The sequence below is a fragment of the Bacillus sp. LM 4-2 genome, assembly GCF_000978495.1.
Classification (GTDB): domain Bacteria; phylum Bacillota; class Bacilli; order Bacillales; family Bacillaceae; genus Bacillus; species Bacillus subtilis.
Genome location: NZ_CP011101.1, coordinates 1,935,007 through 1,957,384, shown reverse-complemented (window position 1 = coordinate 1,957,384; position 22,378 = coordinate 1,935,007). Strand labels below are relative to the sequence as shown.

Annotated in this window: 3 protein-coding genes; all 3 read left to right on the top strand. The window is 46.6% G+C overall.

Going from position 1 to position 22,378, the window contains the following annotated elements; genetic code table 11:
- Nucleotides 1-13: 13 nt before the first annotated feature.
- From ppsC to ppsE, 3 genes are read left to right on the top strand one after another with little or no spacing between them, the layout of a single operon-like run.
- Entirely contained in the window at nucleotides 14-7,681 is a 7,668-nt protein-coding gene (gene ppsC, locus bslm_RS09565; protein ID WP_046381070.1) for a plipastatin non-ribosomal peptide synthetase PpsC, read from the top strand.
- Nucleotides 7,682-7,706: 25 nt separating this feature from the next.
- Nucleotides 7,707-18,506 (top strand): plipastatin non-ribosomal peptide synthetase PpsD, encoded by a 10,800-nt coding sequence (ppsD, locus tag bslm_RS09560; RefSeq protein WP_052728186.1) that lies wholly within the window; start codon nucleotides 7,707-7,709, stop codon nucleotides 18,504-18,506.
- A gap of 7 nt (nucleotides 18,507-18,513) precedes the next feature.
- Nucleotides 18,514-22,353: a plipastatin non-ribosomal peptide synthetase PpsE gene (gene ppsE, locus bslm_RS09555; protein WP_082098079.1), complete on the top strand. Its 3,840-nt coding sequence runs from the start codon at nucleotides 18,514-18,516 to the stop codon at nucleotides 22,351-22,353.
- The last annotated feature ends 25 nt before the right edge of the window (nucleotides 22,354-22,378 follow it).

The following is a 22,378-nucleotide window of genomic DNA, read 5'->3' as shown; positions in this document are numbered from 1 at the left end:
AGGAGATTCACTGATGCCGCAGCAACCTGAAATACAGGATATATACCCTTTGTCATTTATGCAGGAAGGGATGCTTTTTCACTCATTGTATGATGAGCAGTCGAGAGCTTATTTTGAACAGGCTTCTTTTACGATCAATGGACAGCTTGACTTGGAGCGTTTCCAGAAAAGTATGGATGCTGTTTTTGACAGGTACGATATCTTTCGAACAGCATTCATCTATAAAAATGTAGCCAAACCTCGTCAAGTCGTGCTCAAGCAACGTCATTGCCATGTTCATGTTGAAGATATTTCTCATCTCAATGAAAAAGATAAAGAACATTGTACAGAGGCATTCAAAGAACAGGACAAATCAAAAGGCTTTGATCTCCAAACGGATGTACTGATGAGAATATCTATTTTAAAATGGGCGCCTGATCATTATGTCTGTATCTGGAGCCACCATCATATTTTAATGGATGGCTGGTGTTTAGGCATCGTCATTAAAGACTTTCTCCATATTTATCAAGCGCTTGGAAAAGGGCAATTTCCTGATTTGCCTCCCGTACAGCCGTACGGGACGTATATTAAATGGCTGATGCAGCAAGAGCGTGAAGAAGCAGCTGAGTATTGGAAAAAAAGGCTTCAGCATTTCGAAAAAGCTTCGCCTCTGCCAAAAAGAACAGATCAAATGTCGGACGGGACATTACAGCAGATCACGTTTACCATTCCTGAAAAAGAAACCTCCGAATTACAGAAAATCGCTGCAGCATGTGGTGCGACGCTTAACACTGTTTTCCAAGCTTTATGGGGAATCATGCTCCAAAAGTTCAATCGTCGCGACGATGCTGTGTTCGGATCAGTTATATCAGGCAGACCTTCTGAGCTAAAAGATGTGGAAAACATGGTCGGACTTTTTATCAATACCATTCCTATTCGAGTCCAAAGTGATTTTCTGTCTTTTTCTGACCTAGTCAGCGGAATGCAAAAGGACATGACTGAAGCAGAAGCGTATAGTTACTTCCCTTTATATGACATTCAGGCGCAGAGCGCTCTTAAACAAGAGCTGATTGATCATATTATCGTCTTTGAAAATACACCTACTCAACAAGAGATTGAAGAGCTGAATCAAGCTGGATCATTTGATTTCTCCGTGAAAGATTTTGAGATGGAAGAGGTAACTAATTATAGATGCAGTGTCAAAGTGATCCCAGGGCGTACTTTGTACGTTCGGATTCATTTTCATACAGGCGCTTATCAACCAAATATGATGTCTGAGATAAAAGATTATTTACAGCACATGATCTCTGACGTCATCTCTGATCCATCTCTTCCTGTGTCAAAGATGACATTGCTAGATGAGGACAAAACACGGAAAATCGTTTCTCAAAATAACAGGACAGTATCTGTTTCACCTGAAGCCCCAACCCTGCATGGGCTGTTTGAGCGACAGGCGGCAGTCACACCGGAGCGGCCAGCGATTCGCTTTTCAGGCGGTTCGCTGACATACGCTGAGCTTGATATGTACGCCAGCCGGCTGGCTGCTCACCTTGCGGCACGCGGCGTCACAAACGAAAGTATCGTCGGGATCCTGTCTGAACGCTCACCTGACATGCTGATCGCTGTCCTTGCTGTACTGAAGGCCGGCGGGGCGTATTTGCCGCTTGATCCTGCGTATCCAAAGGAGCGGCTGAGCTACATGCTGAAAGACAGCGGGGCATCGCTCTTGCTGACACAGCCGGGATGCTCCGCACCGAACTTTTCTGGCGAAACGCTTGAAGTGGACATGACATCTCTTGCGAGCGAAAAAGCAGAAAACCATCTGTTTACTCCTGCTGACGGCGGTTCTCTCGCCTATGTCATCTATACATCGGGGTCTACCGGGCAGCCGAAAGGAGTGGCCGTTGAGCACCGCCAGGCTGTTTCCTTTCTGACCGGCATGCAGCACCAGTTTCCGCTTTCAGAAGATGACATTGTCATGGTGAAAACCTCTTTTTCCTTTGATGCGTCTGTGTGGCAGCTGTTTTGGTGGGCTCTTTCCGGTGCTTCGGCGTATCTGCTTCCGCCCGGCTGGGAAAAAGACTCCGCATTGATCGTAAAAGCCATTCATCAGGAAAACGTGACAACGGCTCATTTTATTCCGGCTATGCTGAATAGCTTTCTGGATCAAGCAGAAATGTTAGCGCTTGGTGACGGGACAAACCTAAAGCGTGTATTCGCCGGAGGTGAACCGCTTGCGCCGCGTACGGCAGCCCGTTTTGCTTCTGTATTGCCGCAGGTATCATTAATCCATGGCTACGGGCCGACAGAAGCAACGGTAGACGCGGCATTTTACGTGTTAGATCCAGAACGGGACAGAGACCGTTTGCGGATTCCGATTGGGAAGCCCGTACCTGGTGCGCGTTTGTATGTTTTAGATCCGCATTTAGCCGTACAGCCTTCCGGTGTCGCCGGCGAACTGTACATTGCCGGAGCGGGTGTTGCCAGAGGTTATTTGAATCGGCCGGCATTAACGGAGGAGCGTTTTCTTGAGGACCCGTTTTACCCGGGGGAACGCATGTACAAAACCGGGGATGTGGCGCGCTGGCTCCCTGACGGGAATGTTGAATTCCTCGGGCGCACGGATGATCAGGTAAAAATCCGCGGCTACCGGATTGAGCCGGGAGAGATTGAAGCGGCACTAAGAAGTATAGAAGGTGTAAGGGAGGCGGCCGTTACCGTACGGACAGACAGCGGGGAGCCAGAATTATGCGCTTATATAGAAGGGCTCCAAAGAAACAAAGTGCGGGCACAGCTTGAGAGACTGTTGCCGGGCTACATGATCCCAGCCTATATGATAGAGATGGAACAGTGGCCTGTTACGCCAAGCGGAAAGCTTGACCGAAACGCCCTGCCAGCTCCTGGCGGAGCGGCAGATGCTGAGACCTACACAGCGCCGAGAAACGTGACTGAGATGAAGCTTTCTCAGCTGTGGGAGGACGTGCTGAAAAATGGCCCTGTCGGGATTCACGACAACTTTTTTGACCGCGGGGGACATTCCTTAAAAGCAACGGCGCTTGTCTCACGGATCTCAAAAGAATTCGATGTACAGGTGCCGCTAAAAGAGGTGTTTGCCCATCCGACAGTAGAAGGGCTGGCTACCGTTATCCGTGAAGGAACGGACAGTCCATATGAAGCGATTAAGCCCGCTGAAAAACAGGAAACCTATCCGGTTTCCTCTGCCCAAAAGCGGATTTATGTCCTTCAGCAGCTGGAGGACGGAGGGACAGGCTACAATATGCCGGCTGTGTTAGAGCTCGAAGGGAAGCTCAACCCTGAAAGGATGGACAGAGCTTTCAAAGAGCTGATCAAGCGCCACGAGTCGCTTCGTACCTCCTTCGAACAGGACGCAGGAGGCGATCCGGTGCAGCGCATCCATGACGAGGTGCCGTTTACGTTACAGACTACAGTTCTCGGCGAACGAACCGAACAGGAGGCCGCAGCCGCATTTATCAAACCGTTTGATCTCAGCCAAGCGCCGCTGTTCCGTGCCCAAATCGTAAAGGTATCAGATGGGCGGCACCTGTTGCTGGTTGATATGCATCACATCATTTCAGACGGTGTTTCCGTCAACATTCTGATTCGGGAATTCGGCGAGCTGTACAATAATCGGAAGCTTCCGGCGCTGCGCATTCAATATAAAGATTATGCCGTATGGCAAGAAGGATTCAAAACAGGAGACGCGTACACAACGCCAGAGGCGTACTGGCTGAAGCAGCTCGAGGGCGAGCTGCCTGTGCTGGATCTTCCGGCTGATCATGCCCGCCCGCCGGTGCGAAGCTTCGCGGGTGACAAGGTCTTATTTACGCTGGATCAAGAGGTTGCATCAGGCCTTCACAAGCTGGCACGAGAAAACGGAAGCACACTGTACATGGTGCTCCTTGCGGCTTACACCGCGTTCTTGTCACGCTTAAGCGGACAGGAAGATATCATCGTCGGCTCGCCAATTGCCGGCCGACCGCACAAGGATCTTGAGCCGATACTCGGCATGTTTGTGAACACGCTGGCGCTTCGGATGCGCCCGGAGGGCGGGAAGCCATTCGTACAGTATTTGCAGGAAGTGCGTGAGACAGCATTGGAAGCCTTTGAGCACCAGGATTACCCGTTCGAAGAGCTTGTTGATAAGCTTGAATTGACACGAGATATGAGCAGAAATCCGCTGTTTGACGTAATGTTTGTTCTTCAAAACATGGATCAGGAATCGTTGGAGCTGGATGAACTTTGTCTCAAACCTGCAGCAAACAATGGGCATCAAACGTCCAAATTTGATTTAACCCTATATGCCCAGGAACAGCCCCGCGGTTTGCTGATGTTCCAAATGGAGTTTAGTACTGACTTATATAAGAAAAAAACGATAGAAAAGTGGCTTCAATACTTCATCAATATGTTACTCGCCATCATCAAAGACAACAAAGCCGCTCTCGGAACAATAAATATCCTGAATGAGGATGAGACCCATTACCTTATCCACGAGCTCAATCGTACAAAAATAGATTATCCAAGAAATGAAACCATCAGCAGACTCTTTGAAATGCAGGCTGAACAAACGCCTAATGCTGTAGCAATTGTCAGCGACACCCAAGTATTCACTTACGAGGACCTGAACAGCTGGTCAAATCAAATTGCCTCAGTTCTACAGATAAAGGGCGTAGGGCCTGATAGTGTTGTAGCCTTGTTGACAGGCAGAACACCAGAACTCATTGCAGGAATGCTGGGCATTCTAAAAGCCGGGGGAGCCTATCTGCCTATTGCTTCTGATCTGCCTGTTGAACGAATAGCTTATATGCTGTCAGACAGCGGGGCGGCATTACTCCTTCAATCTGAAAAAACAGAAAAACAGCTATTAGACATTGAATGTGAACAAATCATAATCGAAGATATTCAAAAGCAAGGAGAAACGAAGAACGTTGATTCTTCAGCAGGGCCACATTCACTTGCATATATCATTTATACCTCTGGATCAACCGGTAAACCAAAGGGTGTCATGATTGAGCAGCGAAGTGTAATTCGTCTTGTTAAAAATAGCAATTATATTACATTTACACCTGAAGACCGCCTTCTTATGACATCATCAATCGGTTTCGACGTTGGGTCATTTGAAATTTTCGGACCGCTGCTAAATGGTGCCGCTTTGCATCTGTCCGATCAACAAACATTTCTCGATTCCCATCAGCTTAAGAGGTACATAGAACATCAAGGAATCACAACGATTTGGCTGACATCTTCTCTATTCAATCATTTGACAGAGCAAAATGAACAAACATTTTCACAGCTGAAACATTTGATTATAGGCGGAGAAGCTTTGTCGCCGAGCCACGTCAATCGAATCAGAAATGTCTGCCCTGAAGTATCGATATGGAATGGATATGGCCCTACCGAAAATACAACTTTTTCGACATGCCTTCACATTCAAAAAACATATGAACTTTCCATTCCGATCGGGCGGCCGGTTGGTAATTCCACCGCTTATATCTTAAATCAATGGGGAGTGCTGCAGCCGGTCGGAGCTGTCGGTGAACTTTGTGTCGGCGGAGATGGCGTCGCCAGAGGATATTTGGGCCGTCCTGATTTAACGAAAGAGAAATTTGTCCCACATCCATTTGCACCTGGCGATCGACTGTATCGCACAGGTGATCTGGCGCGCTGGCTTCCTGATGGCACAATTGAGTACGTTGGCCGTATTGATGATCAAGTAAAAGTCAGAGGCTATCGTGTGGAGCTGGGTGAGATCGAATCAGCACTTCGCCAAATAGACGGAGTCAAAGAAGCGGCGGTGTTGGCACGTACAGGACAGTCAGGGAGCAAAGAGCTGTTTGGCTATATCAGCGTAAAAGCAGGCACGAATGCTGAACAAGTGCGTTCTCTTCTTGCGCGTTCGCTGCCAAACTATATGATCCCGGCGTACATTATTGAAATGGAGACTCTTCCGCTCACATCAAACGGCAAATTGAACCGAAAAGCACTTCCTGAACCAAATTTCACATCTAAACAAACGTACGCTCCACCTCGAAATGACCTTGAAGACCAACTTGTGTTGATCTGGCAGGAAGTTCTCGGCATCCAGAGGATCGGAATAGAGGATTCGTTTTTTGAATTGGGCGGAGATTCAATCAAAGCCCTTCAAGTTTCTGCACGCCTTGGGCGCTATGGACTAAGCTTGCAGGTAAGTGATTTATTCCGTCATCCAAAGATAAAGGACTTATCACCATTTATCCGTAAGTCAGAGAGAATCATAGAGCAAGGACCCGTTCAGGGAGACGTTCCTTGGACGCCTGTTCAGCAATGGTTTTTTTCACAAGATATTGAAGAAAGACACCATTTCAATCAGTCTGTCATGCTATTTCATTCTGGACGTTTGTCTGAAAACGCCCTTAGACCAGCCTTGAAAAAACTGGCGGAGCATCATGATGCGCTTCGGATGGTTTATCGCAACGATGATAGGCGATGGATTCAAATCAACCAAGGCATTCATGAGTCACAGCTATACAGCTTAAGAATCTCTGATCTTTCACAGTCAGAAAGCGGCTGGGAGACGAAAATCAAACAAGAAGTTGCAGATCTTCAGCAAAGCATCAATTTGCAGGAAGGACCATTGTTGCACGCCGCTTTGTTTAAAACACTGACCGGAGATTACTTGTTCCTTGCGATCCATCACCTTGTCGTTGATGGTGTCTCATGGCGGATTTTGCTGGAGGATTTGTCAGCCGGATATCAACAAGCTGCTGCAGGCCAGACGATCCAGCTTCCACCTAAAACGGATTCCTACCAGGAATACGCAAGATGCATACAGGAATATGCCCAAAGCAGTAAGCTGATTCGCGAAGAGGCGTATTGGCGAAGTGTAGAAGAACAGCAAGCCGCAGAACTGCCATATGAAATACCGCATCATGTGAACATCGACTTCAGCAAAAGGGACTCATTAAGCTTTTCACTGACTGAAGCAGACACCGCCGTCTTGCTGCAAAACGTCAATCACGCCTATGGCACAGATACACAAGATATTCTGTTAACCGCAGCATCCTTGGCGATTTGTGAATGGACAGGAGGAAGCAAGCTCCGTATCGCTATGGAAGGACACGGGAGAGAACACATTCTGCCAGAGTTAGATATCAGCAGGACGGTCGGCTGGTTTACATCCATGTACCCGGCCCTCATAAGCTTTGAAAATCATAGGGATGAGCTCGGAACCTCAGTAAAAACCGTTAAAGATACACTGGGCCGGATACCAAACAAAGGGGTAGGTTACGGTATGCTGAAATACCTTACACACCCTGAAAATAAAATTATTACGTTTTCAAAAACACCTGAAATCAGCTTTAACTATTTGGGCCAGTTCAACGACATCGAAAGACAGGACACCTTCCGCCCATCAAGCCTTGGTAGCGGAAAGGATATCACTCATACATGGAAGCGTGAGCAAATCATCGAGATGAGCGCAATGGCAGCAGACAAAAAGCTCCATTTCAATCTTAGTTATCCGCCAGCCCGCTTTCACAAAAACACAATGGAGCAGCTTATTAACAGGATTGAACACTTTTTGCTGGACATTATGAAACACTGCGCCGGTCAACAGAAAGCAGAAAAGACACTGAGCGATTTCAGCAGTCAATCATTAACGGCAGAGGACTTGGACAGCATATCCAGCTTGGTAGAAGAATTGTAGAAAATCGTGACAGGGAGACATGAACATGACAAAAGCGAATTCAATTCAGGATATTTATCCGCTGTCTTACATGCAGGAAGGGATGCTTTTCCATTCCCTCCTGCAAAAAGATTCACAGGCGTATGTTGAGCAAGCTTCTTTTACAATAGAAGGAAAAGTCAACCCGCAGTTTTTTCAAAACAGCATCAACGCTCTTGTAGAAAGACATGATATTTTCAGAACGATTTTTATCAGCCAAAATGTTTCCTCCCCCCAGCAGGTTGTTCTGAGAGAACGAAATATCATCGTCCTGGAAGAAGACATTACTCATTTAAACGAGGCGGAGCAATCACAGTTTATCGAGCAATGGAAAGAAAAGGACCGGGACCGGGGGTTTCATTTGCAAAAGGATGTGCTCATGCGCATCGCTCTGATTCAAACAGGAGAGAGCCAGTACTCTTGCATTTGGACCTTTCATCATATCATGATGGACGGTTGGTGCCTCAGCATTGTGCTAAAGGAGTTTCTGCATATTTACGCATCTTATGTAAATGCATCCCCTATAACATTGGAGCCGGTCCAGCCATACGGAAAGTATATCAAATGGCTGATGGAGCAAGACAAAGAGCAGGCGGTTTCTTATTGGGACCATTATCTTTCCGGCCATGAACAGCAAACCGTGCTCCCGAAGCAGAAAAAAACAAAGGGAAGAAGCAGGCAGGAACACGTTACATTTTCATTCTCTAAGGAAGAAAGCAGCAGGCTTTCAGAGCTTGCTGCTAGAGAAGAAGTGACACTCAGTACGATTTTTCATACCATTTGGGGCATTCTGCTACAAAAATATAATAATAACGATGACGCCGTATTCGGTTCTGTCATTTCAGGAAGACCCGCAGAAATCGAAGGCATTGAACATATGGTAGGTCTTTTCATTAATACGATGCCGATTCGGGTGCAGGGGGCAAAAACGCCATTTCTTCAACTTATAAAAGATATGCAAAAAGACCGTCTTGCCGCTGAAGCGTACAGCTACCACCCTTTGTATGAGATTCAATCCCGCTCAGCTGTTAAGCAAGGGCTGATTGATCATATTCTCGTATTTGAAAACTATCCGGTGCAGCAAGAGATTCAAATGCTGAACAAACAGGAACATGCTTCTGATCTTTTTCAAATTCATAATTTCACTGTCGCAGATGAAACCAACTACAGCTTTTATCTTATGGTGGCGCCAGGGGAAGAAATTCATATCAAAATGAACTATGATGCGGAGCAGCACGATCGGTCTTTTGTGCTCTCTGTCAAAGAGCATCTTCTGAATGCTGTATCACAAATCTTAAATAATCCGAATCTTCCACCTGAAGAAATCGATATCACGACAGATACTGAAAAGCGGCAGCTGATTGGAGAAATCACAGATCAAACACCAGTTTACGAAACCATCCATGCCATGTTTGAAAAGCAAGCGGAAAAGACACCAGATGCTCATGCTGTAATTGATCAAGCCTGCTCATTAACATACAGAGAACTGAATAAAGCGGCTAACAGATTGGCACGGCATTTACGAATGAAAGGCGTTGTGAGACAGGAACCCGTTGCGATTATGATGGAACGCTCAGCGGCGTTTATCACAGGTGTTCTTGGTATCTTAAAGGCAGGCGGCGCCATTGTTCCGGTTGATCCGCATTACCCGGCTGACAGAATCCGTTATATTCTGCATGATTGCGGCTGTTCGCATGTTGTTTCACAAGCGCATCTTTCCTCATCGTTAGAAGACAATTACATTATCACTCATCCAGAAGATATCGAAAGCAAAGTAGACGGCAGTAACATAAAGTCAGTCAACAATGCTGACGAGCTGCTGTATATGATTTATACATCAGGCACAACAGGTAAACCAAAGGGTGTTCAATTTGAGCATCGAAACATGGCTAACTTGCTGAAGTTCGAATATACTCACTCCGGCATTGACTTTGAAGCAGATGTTCTGCAATTTGCGACGCCTTCCTTTGACGTCTGCTATCAAGAAATATTTTCTGCGCTTCTAAAAGGCGGCACACTGCACATCGTGCCAGAAGCCATAAAAAGAGATGTGCCTCAGCTGTTTGCATTTATAAACAAGCATCAGACGAATATTGTGTTTCTCCCAACTGCTTTTATCAAAATGATTTTCAGCGAGCGAGAACTTGCGAACTCGTTTCCTGATGGCGTCAAACACCTGATCGCAGCCGGGGAACAATTAATGATTTCAGACCTTTTCCAAGATGTGTTGCGTGAACGCGGCATACACCTGCACAATCATTACGGACCTTCAGAAACTCATGTGGTATCTACGTATACCATTCATCCTGGAGACCCTATTCCTGAGCTTCCGCCAATCGGTAAACCGATAGGCTGTACTGATCTATATATTTTGAATCATCAAAAACAGCTTCAGCCATGCGGCGTACCAGGCGAACTCTATATTTCCGGCGCAAGTGTTGCCAGAGGATATGTCAATCACGATAAACTGACAAGCGACAAATTTTCATCCGATCCATTCAAGCCTGATGTGATCATGTACCGGACAGGTGATTTGGCCAGACGGCTTGAAGACGGCAACATCGAATATATCGGACGGGCAGACAATCAAGTGAAAATCAGAGGTTATCGAATTGAGCCGCAAGAAATCGAAGTCACGTTAATGAATCATCCGGACATTAGTGAGGCTGCCATTCTCATCTGGCAAGATCAAAACGGTGAACATGAATTATGCGCTTACTATTGCAGTGTACAAAAGCTGAATGCAATAGATTTACGCAGTTATATGGCTAGTGAGCTCCCAGAATACATGATTCCGGCGAAATGGATATGGGTTGACAGCATACCTCTTACCCCAAACGGAAAAGTAGATCGCGCAGCACTTCCGGAGCCAGATGCTTCAATCAGCGGAAACCCATATACTGCCCCTCGAAATCTGTTAGAGGCAAAGCTTTCGCAACTATTTGAAGATGTGCTAAAGAATGGACATATAGGCATCCAAGACAACTTTTTTGACAATGGCGGTCACTCGTTAAAAGCAACAGTGCTTATGTCACGGATCGCAAAGGAATTCCATGTGCAAGTTTCACTTAAGGACATCTTTGCTCATCCGACTGTTGAAGAATTAGCTTTAATTATTCGAGAGGCAGAACAAAATCTGTATGCAGCAATTGAACCAGCAGAAAAAAGGGATACATATCCTGTATCTTCGGCCCAAAAACGAATCTATGTGCTTCAACAGCTTGATGAGGGTGTCGCCTATAACATGCCTGCGGTCTTAGAACTGGAAGGTGCACTGGATGTCGCCAAACTGTCTGCTGTATGCAAAGAACTGATCAGTCGGCATGAGCCGCTTCGAACTTCCTTTGTATCCGGAGCTGATGACGAGCCGGTTCAGCGTATCCACACCGAAGTGCCGTTTACGTTAAGTAAAGAGACCACTATCGAGGGATTTGTCCGTCCCTTTGATCTCAGCCAGGCGCCATTATTTAGAGCAGGCCTTATAGAAGTGTCAAACGAGAAGCATGTATTGCTGGTGGATATGCACCATATCATTTCAGATGGTGTATCCGTTCAGCTCCTAATCCGAGAATTTACCGATCTTTATGCAAACCGGCAGCTTAAGCCATTGCGGATCCAATATAAAGATTACGCCGTATGGCAGCAGAAATTTAAAAAGGGAGACTCGTACCAAAAGCAGGAGACTTACTGGCAGCAGCAGTTTAGCGGGGATCTTCTTATACTGGAGCTTCCAACAGATAAACGACGTCCGGCAGAACGGCAATTCATAGGCGGAAAAGTAACCTTTCAATTGGACAAAGAGATCACGGCCCGCATAAAGCGGCTCGCCCATAAAAACAGAAGCACGCTTTATATGACGCTTCTCGCTTTGTATTCAGCCTTTTTGTCTCGGTTAAGCGGTCAGGATGATATCGTGATTGGTTCACCAATCGCCGGACGGCCCCATGCCGACCTTGAAGCTGTTCTTGGGATGTTCGTCAATACACTGGCTCTCCGCACACGCCCAGCGGGTAATAAGACATTTGAGGAATTTCTGAAAGAAGTCAGACAGACGGCATTAGAAGCGTATGAGCATCAGGATTACCCGTTTGAAGAGCTTGTGGACAAACTCGGTGTGCAGCGGGAAATGAGCCGGAATCCTTTGTTTGACACAACGCTAGTCCTTCAGAATATGGAACAGCAAAAGCTAAAAATGAATGATGTACAGCTTCAGTGGAACGACTTGGAGCACCCAATATCAAAATTTGATATTTCCCTATACGTTACAGAACATGATTCCGAGCTTTTCTGTCAGTTTGAATACAGTACAGCTTTGTTTGAGAAAGAAACCATCCAAAGGTGGGCCAGCCTTTTCACCACGCTTGTGGAACATACAGCTGCCAGTCCTGAAACAGAATTGGACGATATTCCAATCTTAACAAAAGAAGAAGAGAGAGATTTCATTGAATCATGCCATCCGTTTGAGGAGACGGGCTATTCAATGAATCAAACGCTCCACTATGCACTCGAACAGCAGGCAGCAAAAACGCCTGATCAGGCGGCCGTTATCTTCGAAGATGGAGTGATGACCTATAAAGAATTGAACGAACAGGCTAACCGTATCGCCTGGGAGCTAATTGGACGGGGGGTAAAACCCGAAACGACTGTTGCCATTATAGGAAAGCGTTCACCTGAAATGCTGCTTGGCATTTATGGCATTCTTAAAGCTGGCGGCGCTTATCTGCCCATCGACCCGGATTATCCGGAAGAACGAATCAGCTTTCTGCTGGAGGACAGCGGTACAAACATTCTCCTGCTTCAGTCTGCCAGCCTTCATATTCCGGCATTTACAGGAGAGATTGTCTATCTCAATCAGACAAATAGCGGACTGGCACATCGTTTGTCCAATCCGAATGTGGATGTTCTCCCGCAATCTTTAGCCTATGTCATCTATACATCCGGCTCTACCGGGATGCCTAAGGGTGTTGAAATTGAACATCGATCAGCGGTGAATTTTTTGAATTCCCTACAGTCCCGCTATCAGCTAAAGCATTCAGATATGATTATGCACAAAACATCATATTCATTCGATGCTTCAATATGGGAGCTGTTTTGGTGGCCTTATGCCGGAGCTTCTGTTTATCTGCTTCCTCAGGGAGGCGAAAAAGAACCTGAAGTGATCGCGAAGGCCATAGAAGAACAAAAGATCACAGCTATGCATTTTGTGCCTTCAATGCTCCATGCATTTTTAGAACATATAAAATATCGCTCTGTACTGATTAAGACAAACAGACTCAAGCGAGTGTTTTCTGGGGGAGAACAGCTGGGGACCCATCTTGTCTCCCGATTTTACGAGTTGCTTCCAAATGTTTCAATAACCAATTCCTATGGGCCAACGGAAGCAACCGTAGAAGCTGCATTCTTTGATTGTCCGCCACATGAAAAACTTGAACGGATTCCAATTGGAAAACCTGTTCATCATGTCAGATTATATATCCTGAATCAGAATCAGCGGATGCTGCCTGTTGGATGTATCGGCGAACTATACATTGCCGGAGCGGGTGTTGCCAGAGGTTATTTGAATCGGCCGGCATTAACGGAGGAGCGTTTTCTTGAAGACCCGTTTTACCCGGGGGAACGCATGTACAAAACAGGAGACGTTGCGCGCTGGCTCCCTGACGGGAATATTGAATTCCTCGGGCGGTTGGATGATCAGGTGAAAATCCGCGGCTACCGGATTGAACCGGGAGAAATTGAAGCAGCACTAAGAAGCATAGAAGGCGTAAGAGAGGCGGCTGTTACCGTACGGACAGACAGCGGGGAGCCGGAATTATGCGCTTATATAGAAGGGCTCCAAAGAAACGAAGTGCGGGCACAGCTTGAGAGACTGTTGCCGGGCTACATGGTCCCAGCCTATATGATAGAGATGGAACAGTGGCCAGTTACGCCAAGCGGAAAGCTCGACCGAAACGCCCTGCCAGCTCCTGGCGGAGCGGCAGATGCGGAGACCTACACAGCGCCGAGAAACGTGACTGAGATGAAGCTTTCTCAGCTGTGGGAGGACGTGCTGAAAAATGGCCCTGTCGGGATTCACGACAACTTTTTTGACCGCGGGGGGCATTCCTTAAAAGCAACGGCGCTTGTCTCACGGATCGCCAAAGAATTCGATGTACAGGTGCCGCTAAAAGATGTGTTTGCCCATCCGACAGTAGAAGGACTGGCTGCCGTTATCCGTGAAGGAACGGACAGTCCATATGAAGCGATTAAGCCCGCTGAAAAACAGGAAACCTATCCGGTTTCCTCTGCCCAAAAGCGGATTTATGTCCTTCAGCAGCTGGAGGACGGAGGGACAGGCTACAATATGCCGGCTGTGTTAGAGCTCGAAGGGAAGCTCAACCCTGAAAGGATGGACAGAGCTTTCCAAGAGCTGATCAAGCGCCACGAGTCGCTTCGAACCGCCTTCGAACAGGACGAAGGAGGCGATCCGGTGCAGCGCATCCATGACGAGGTGCCGTTTACGTTACAGACTACAGTTCTCGGCGAACGAACCGAACAGGAGGCCGCAGCCGCATTTATCAAACCGTTTGATCTCAGCCAAACGCCGCTGTTCCGTGCCCAAATCGTAAAGGTATCAGATGAGCGGCACCTGTTGCTGGTTGATATGCATCACATCATTTCAGACGGTGTTTCCGTCAACATTCTGATTCAAGAATTCGGCGAGCTGTACAATAATCGGAAGCTTCCGGCGCTGCGCATTCAATATAAAGATTATGCCGTATGGCAAGAAGGATTCAAAACAGGAGACGCGTACAAAACGCAGGAGGCGTACTGGCTGAAGCAGCTCGAGGGCGAGCTGCCTGTGCTGGATCTTCCGGCTGATCATGCCCGCCCGCCGGTGCGAAGCTTCGCGGGTGACAAGGTCTCATTTACGCTGGATCAAGAGGTTACATCAGGCCTTCATAAGCTGGCACGAGAAAACGGAAGCACACTGTACATGGTGCTCCTTGCGGCTTACACCGCGTTCTTGTCACGCTTAAGCGGACAGGAAGATATCATCGTCGGCTCGCCAATTGCCGGCCGGCCGCACAAGGATCTTGAGCCGATACTCGGCATGTTTGTGAACACGCTGGCGCTTCGGACGCGCCCGGAGGGCGGGAAGCCATTCGTACAGTATTTGCAGGAAGTGCGTGAGACAGCATTGGAAGCCTTTGAGCATCAGGATTACCCGTTCGAAGAGCTTGTCGATAAGCTTGAATTGACACGGGATATGAGCCGAAATCCAGTGTTTGATGCGATGTTAGTTGTTCAAAATAATGATTACGAGCGATTGCATCTTCATGATTTGCAAATGAAGCCGGCACAAGTTTCTCATCTCGTTTCTAAATTCGATTTGACACTACAGGCATCTGAGGGCGACGGAAACATTCATTTCCTTTTTGAATATTCAACCGCATTGTTCGAGAAAACCACCATTGAACGCTGGGCATCGCATTTAACAAATGTACTTAGCATCATCGGCAAAAACCCGAAGGTGACACTCAACCATATCGACATCCTGACCCAAGAAGAGCGGCACCAGCTACTTAATGAGTTTAACACCGGGCAAGCGAATCAATACGGAGTTCAAACAATCAGTCAATTGTTTGAGCAGCAAGCTGCACGAACACCAAAAGCTTCTGCACTTGTCAGCGGAGACAAAACACTCACTTATCAGGAGCTTGACGAGTGGTCCAATGGAATCGCACGTGCATTGCGCAGCCGTGGTGTTAAGCCGGACACACCAGTAGGCATCATGATGCATCGTTCGTTCAGTATGATAGCATCCATACTTGGTGTGTGGAAAGCCGGAGGCTGTTACGTTCCCATTGATCCTGAATACCCGAAAGAACGGAAACGCTATATCCTCAGCGACAGCGGAACGAAACTGCTGATGACAATAAATGAAGCGGATCTGGGAGTACTTGCTGACTTTGAAGGAGAGATCTTGACGATAGAAAGCGCGGAGGCATATGACAAATCGCCGCTGCCGCAAATGTCGTCTGCTCATCATTTGGCCTATATCATTTATACCTCTGGAACGACGGGCCGTCCAAAAGGGGTAATGGTCGAGCATAAAGGGATTGCCAACACTCTTCAGTGGCGGCGAAACGCTTATGCATTCAACGAGACAGATACCATTCTGCAGCTCTTTTCTTTCTCATTTGACGGCTTTATAACTAGTATGTTTACACCGCTTTTGTCAGGTGCAAAAGCCGTTTTGCTTCATGAAGAGGAAGCGAAGGATATTCTGGCCATTAAGCATCAGCTGTCTCGTCAACGGATTACACATATGATTATTGTGCCTGTTTTATATCGAGCGCTTTTGGACGTAGTGCAGCCGGAAGATGTAAAGACGCTTAGAGTCGTCACACTGGCGGGAGAAGCGGCTGACCGCGAATTGATCGACCGCAGCTTAGCTATATGTCCGCATACCGAACTCGCCAACGAATATGGACCGACAGAAAACAGCGTGGCGACTACCGTCATGAGACATATGGAAAAGCAGGCATACGTAAGCATCGGCCAGCCGATTGACGGGACTCAAGTGCTGATTTTAAATAGCAATCATCAGCTTCAGCCAATCGGTGTTGCGGGAGAGCTTTGTATAGCAGGAACAGGGCTTGCAAGAGGGTACGTCAATCTTCCAGAACTGACAGAGAGAGCATTCACGCAGAATCCATTTAAACCCGAAACACGAATGTACCGAACAGGAGACGCCGCCAGATGGATGGCCGACGGTACACTCGAATATCTCGGAAGAATCGATGATCAAGTCAAAATCAGAGGATACCGTGTAGAAACGAAAGAAATTGAATCGGTCATCCGGTGTATAAATGGTGTAAAAGACGCCGCAGTAGTTGCTCATGAAACAGCGTCAGGACAAACCGAATTAAGTGCTTATGTGGTGACAAAACCAGAGTTGAGCACAAATGCTGTACGCTCAGAATTACAAAACAAGCTGCCGGTGTTTATGCACCCTGCGTTTATTGAAAAACTGGACTCACTTCCATTGTCACCAAACGGCAAGCTGGATCGCGGAGCACTTCCAAAACCTGTATACAACCACGAAGGTGAACGTCCATTCCTCCCGCCAGCCAGCAAAATGGAACAAATACTGGCAGATATATGGAAAGAAGTACTGGGGGCAGAAAAGATCGGAACAGCTGATTCGTTCTTTGAACTTGGCGGAGATTCAATCAAAGCGTTACAGGTATCTGCGCGGCTTCACCGGATAGGCAAGCAAATGGCAGTGAAAGATTTGTTTAGCCATCCGACCATTCAAGAATTGGCAGCTTATATCCGTGATTCAGATACAAGTTCCAGCCAAGCTGCGGTTGAGGGAGACGTACAATGGTCGCCTGTTCAAAAATGGTTTCTTTCTCAAGATATAAAAGAAAAACACCATTTTAATCAGTCCGTAATGCTGCATCGAAGCACCTCTGTACAAGAAGACGCACTGCGAAAAACGTTAAAAGCAATAACGTGTCATCATGATGCGCTGCGAATGGTGTTTACACAGAATGAACAAGAAAAGTGGGATCAATATAATCGGCCGCTCAGTCATTCGGACGACGCGTTGTACGGCCTTCAGATGATTGATTTATGCACTGATGGAAATAGAGCGTATGAGCCTATTATCAAACGCCATGTACTTGATATTCAGCAGAAAATGGATTTGAAGAATGGTCCGCTGCTGCAAGCCGGTCTTTTCCACACAATTGACGGTGATTTCTTATTTTTATCGGCTCATCACCTTGTCGTTGACGGCATCTCATGGCGGGTTCTGCTTGAAGATTTGGCTTTAGGGTATCGACAAGCTGCTGGCGGGGAGGATATCAAACTGCCGCCTAAAACAAGCTCATTTAAAGCGTATACGAAAAAGCTCTCTGACTACGCTGAAAGCCAGCAGCTCATGAAACAGCTCAAGTATTGGCGCGAAGCCGAAGAGTATCAAACAGAGGCATTGCCTTTTGATCACATTGATGGAACTAGAGCACACGAGGGACAACGGTCCACGATTTCGTTTACCTTAAACGAGAAAGAGACAGCAGCACTCTTAAAAGACGCCAACAGCGCATATAACACTGATACGCAGGACATGCTGCTCGCTTCTGTCATTCTTGCGCTGCGCCATTGGACCAATCAATCCGCCTTCAAACTATCATTAGAGGGCCACGGGCGAGAGGATGTATTAGAAGGAATAGATGTGAGCCGAACGGTTGGATGGTTTACCGCCATTTATCCGTTATTGGTTAAATTGAACGCAGACTTGCCAGATTCGGAAGAATACATGGTTCATGTGCTAAAAACAACAAAAGATACACTGAGACGTGTACCTGACAAAGGATTCGGCTACGGTGTCATCAAATATTTGACGCCTCCTGGCAAAAAAGACATTAATTTCACAGGTGCACCAGAAATCAGCTTTAATTATCTTGGTCAATTTGAAAGCGGCCGCTCAGCTGAAGTACCTGAGGAGGACGCCTTCTCATTCTCTCCGCTTGGTGCCGGAGGTGATATCAGCACAACATGGAACCGTGAACAGTCGCTGGATATCAGTGCAATCGCTGCAGAAGGGAAAATAACTGTCAATATGACTTATGACACTACCCGTTTTCAGCACAAAACCATCGAACAGCTTAGCGAAACATGCCGTCAATTTTTATTACAGATGATCGAACACTGCCAGAACAAAAGCGAAACAGAAAAAACGATCAGCGATTATGATGATCAAGAACTGACCGAGGACGCCCTGCAAGAGATTGCTGATATGCTCAGTTTTCACTAATGAAACCGTGAAGAAAGGTGCAGACACTATGGATACCATTAAAAAAATCAAGAACATTTATCCTCTGAGTCACATGCAGGAGGGAATGCTCTTTCATTCCTTCCTCCGTAAAGAGGAGGGGGCATACGTTGAGCAGTCGCTCTTCACCATTAAAGGAAGCCTCAGCTATAAATGGTTTCAGCGCAGCATTCAAGCCATTATCGACCGCCATGATATTTTCAGAACCGTGTTTTTGCCGCACGTCCCGCATTTGTCGGGACCTCGGCAAGTCGTGATGACAGAACGTGAATTCCATTTGTACAGCGAAGACATTTCTCATCTGCCAACAAACGACCAGAATGAGTATATTGAACGCTTTAAGGAGAAGGACAAGCAAAAAGGCTTTGATCTGCAAAAAGACATGCTGATGCGGATTTCTCTATTCAAGACAGCTAAAGATGAGCATGTCTGTATCTGGAGTCACCATCATATTTTAATGGACGGATGGTGCCTAGGTATCGTTATGCAGGAATTTATGCAAATTTATCAATCGATTCATGCAGGAAAACCGCTTTCATTAGACCCTGTCCGTCCGTACAGCACCTATATTTCCTGGCTGACAAACCGAGACAAAGAAAAAGCAGCGGCCTACTGGGATACCTATTTAAAAAACTACGGCACTCCATCACCTCTGCCTCGTGTGTCTGATAAAGAAACAAAAGAAGGTTATCACCGTGAAGATTTGATATTTTCATTAAATAAACCACTGACAGACAAGCTGAAAGAGACTGCCAAACAACACGGCGTCACGCTCGCTACCCTTATTCAGGCAGTCTGGGGTGTGATGCTGCAGCAATATAACCGCACAGACGACGTTGTGTTTGGCGCAGTTGTATCAGGAAGACCGTCAGAAATCCCAGGCGTGGAGCAAATGATAGGGTTGTTTATCAATACCATACCGATTCGAATTAAAACACACCAAGACGAAACGTTTCACGAGCTGCTCATACGCTGCCAGAAAGAAATGCTGGAAGCTGAGCCGTTTACCTGCCAGCCTTTATTTGATATTCAGGCAAACACCGCATTAAAACAGGAACTGATTGATCACATTATCGTCTTTGAAAACTATCCGTTACAGCAGAAAATCGCCGATTCCGCTGATCAAACCGATTCACCGCTGCAAATCGATCAAGTTCAAGTATCCGAGCAATCAGGATATAACTTTAATCTTGTCGTTGCTCCCGGCGAAGAGCTTGTCATCAAGTTCAGCTATAATGCATTCGTTTACGATGCTGCCTGGATCAGCTGTATCAAGAGGCAATTTACGCAAGCGCTTAGCACAGCTGCACAGCACCCTCATATGCCAATTGCTGATTTTTCTTTTCTTGATGCAACAGAAAAAGAGCAGATTGTCACACAGTTCAACAATACAAAAACGGAGTATCCAAAGAATCATACAATTATTGATTTATTTCGCGAACAAGCAGAAAAGACGCCAGACCATACCGCACTTGTGTATGGCAATATGTCTATTTCGTATAAAGAGCTTGATAAACGCTCTAATGCGCTCGCCAGAGAGTTAATTCAAAAGGGATTTCGGAAAAACGAGACAGCCGGAATATTGGCTGCACATTCTCCCGAATTCATGATCAGTGTGCTTGCCGTATTAAAAGCAGGGGGAGCATACCTCCCGCTTGATGCGGAGCTTCCGCCTGAACGAGTCAGCTTTATGCTTGAGGAAACGCAGGCAAAAATGCTGATTGTTCAAAAGGGATTGGAGCAAAACGCTGCGTTCTCAGGAACATGTATCATTTCAGATGCGCAGGGATTGATGGAAGAGAACGATATCCCTATTAATATCAGCTCCAGCCCGGATGATCTTGCGTACATCATGTATACCTCAGGATCAACAGGCCGGCCGAAAGGGGTCATGATCACGAATCGCAATGTCGTGTCCCTTGTCAGAAACAGCAATTACACGTCTGCGTCCGGTGATGACCGGTTTATTATGACTGGATCTATCAGCTTTGACGCCGTCACCTTTGAAATGTTCGGGGCACTTTTAAATGGCGCAAGCCTTCATATCATTGATAAATCGACAATGCTGACACCTGATCGGTTTGGAGCGTATTTGCTTGAAAATGACATTACAGTGCTATTTTTAACGACAGCTCTTTTTAATCAGCTGGCACAGGTACGAGCTGACATGTTTCGCGGACTCCATACGTTATATGTCGGAGGAGAAGCACTCTCTCCTGCCCTGATGAATGCCGTCAGACACGCCTGTCCAGATCTCGCGCTTCATAATATTTACGGGCCAACGGAAAACACGACTTTTTCAACCTTTTTTGAAATGAAGAGAGACTATGCGGGGCCGATTCCGATTGGAAAACCAATCAGTAATAGCACCGCTTACATCTTAGATACAAAAGGACGTCTTTTGCCAATAGGCGTTCCCGGCGAGCTTTGTGTTGGCGGTGATGGAGTCGCTAAAGGCTATTTGAACAGAGTAGATCTGACAAATGCTGTGTTTTCTCCTCATCCTTTCTTGCCTGGAGAAAGAATATACCGTACCGGTGATTTGGCGCGCTGGCTGCCTGATGGAAACTTAGAATACATCAGCAGAATTGACAGGCAAATGAAAATCCGCGGAAAACGAATTGAGCCTGCCGAAATAGAAGCGCGCCTGTTAGAAATGGAAGGCGTTCAAGAAGCAGCAGTGACATTGAGAGAAAAAGATGGAGAGGCGCAGCTGTACACTCATTACGTCGGTGATCACAAAAAAACAGATACGGATTTTCGCGCCGATTTGGCGCGTGTGCTTCCAGACTATATGATCCCGCAGCACTGGGTGCGTGTGGAGCGGATGCCGCTTACCGGAAACGGAAAAATAGACCGCAGCGCGCTGCCTATTCCAGAAAATAAGCCTGCCAAACGACAGAACATCATATTGCCAAGAAACTTGGTTGAAGAAGAATTGGCGAACATTTGGAAGCAAGTCCTCGGTGTTAACACAATCAGTATTGATGATGACTTCTTTGCTATTGGCGGACATTCACTAAAAGCACTGCAAGTCATACATACACTAAAACATCAGCAGAACATTGATATACCGATTGATTTCTTGTTCGAACATCCGACAATCGCTCAGCTTGCCGAAAAACTTTATTCTAAACAGCTGAGAGCGGCAGATGAACAGCATGTGATCAAACTGAACCAGCACGGCGCGCAAAATCTTTTCTGCTTCCCGCCGATATCGGGATTTGGCATTTATTTCAAAGACCTTGCTTTATTGCTGAATGAGAAGGCAGCCGTATACGGGTTTCACTTTATTGAACAAGACACCCGCATTGAACAATATGTTAATTGCATGACGGACATACAGCCTGAGGGCCCATACGTTTTATTAGGCTACTCTGCAGGCGGAAACCTGGCTTTTGAAGTGGCACAGGCTATGGAGCGCAAAGGATTAGAAGTCAGCGACTTCATTATCGTGGACGCTTATCTAAAAGAACAGCCTTTGCCTATCGATACCGGTAATGACGAATCTGCAGCATATCTGCCTGAAGCAGTCAGAGAAAAGGTGATGAAGAAAAAAAGAAACTATCAGGAATATTGGGCACAATTGCTGAATGAAGGGCACATCAAAGCAAGCATTCATTTCATCGAAGCTGGAATCCATCCCGAAACCAGCAAGAATACAGGCTTAACGAAATGGGAAGGCGCCTGCGGAAACTATAGTGAGTACACGGGTTTTGGCGCTCATAAAGACATGCTGGAAGGAACATATGCTGAAAAGAATGCTGACATCATCCTCGACATTTTAGAAAAGATCACTTCAAATAAAGCAATCCCGCACAAACAATAGAGCGGATTCGCGGACAGAGGCATTC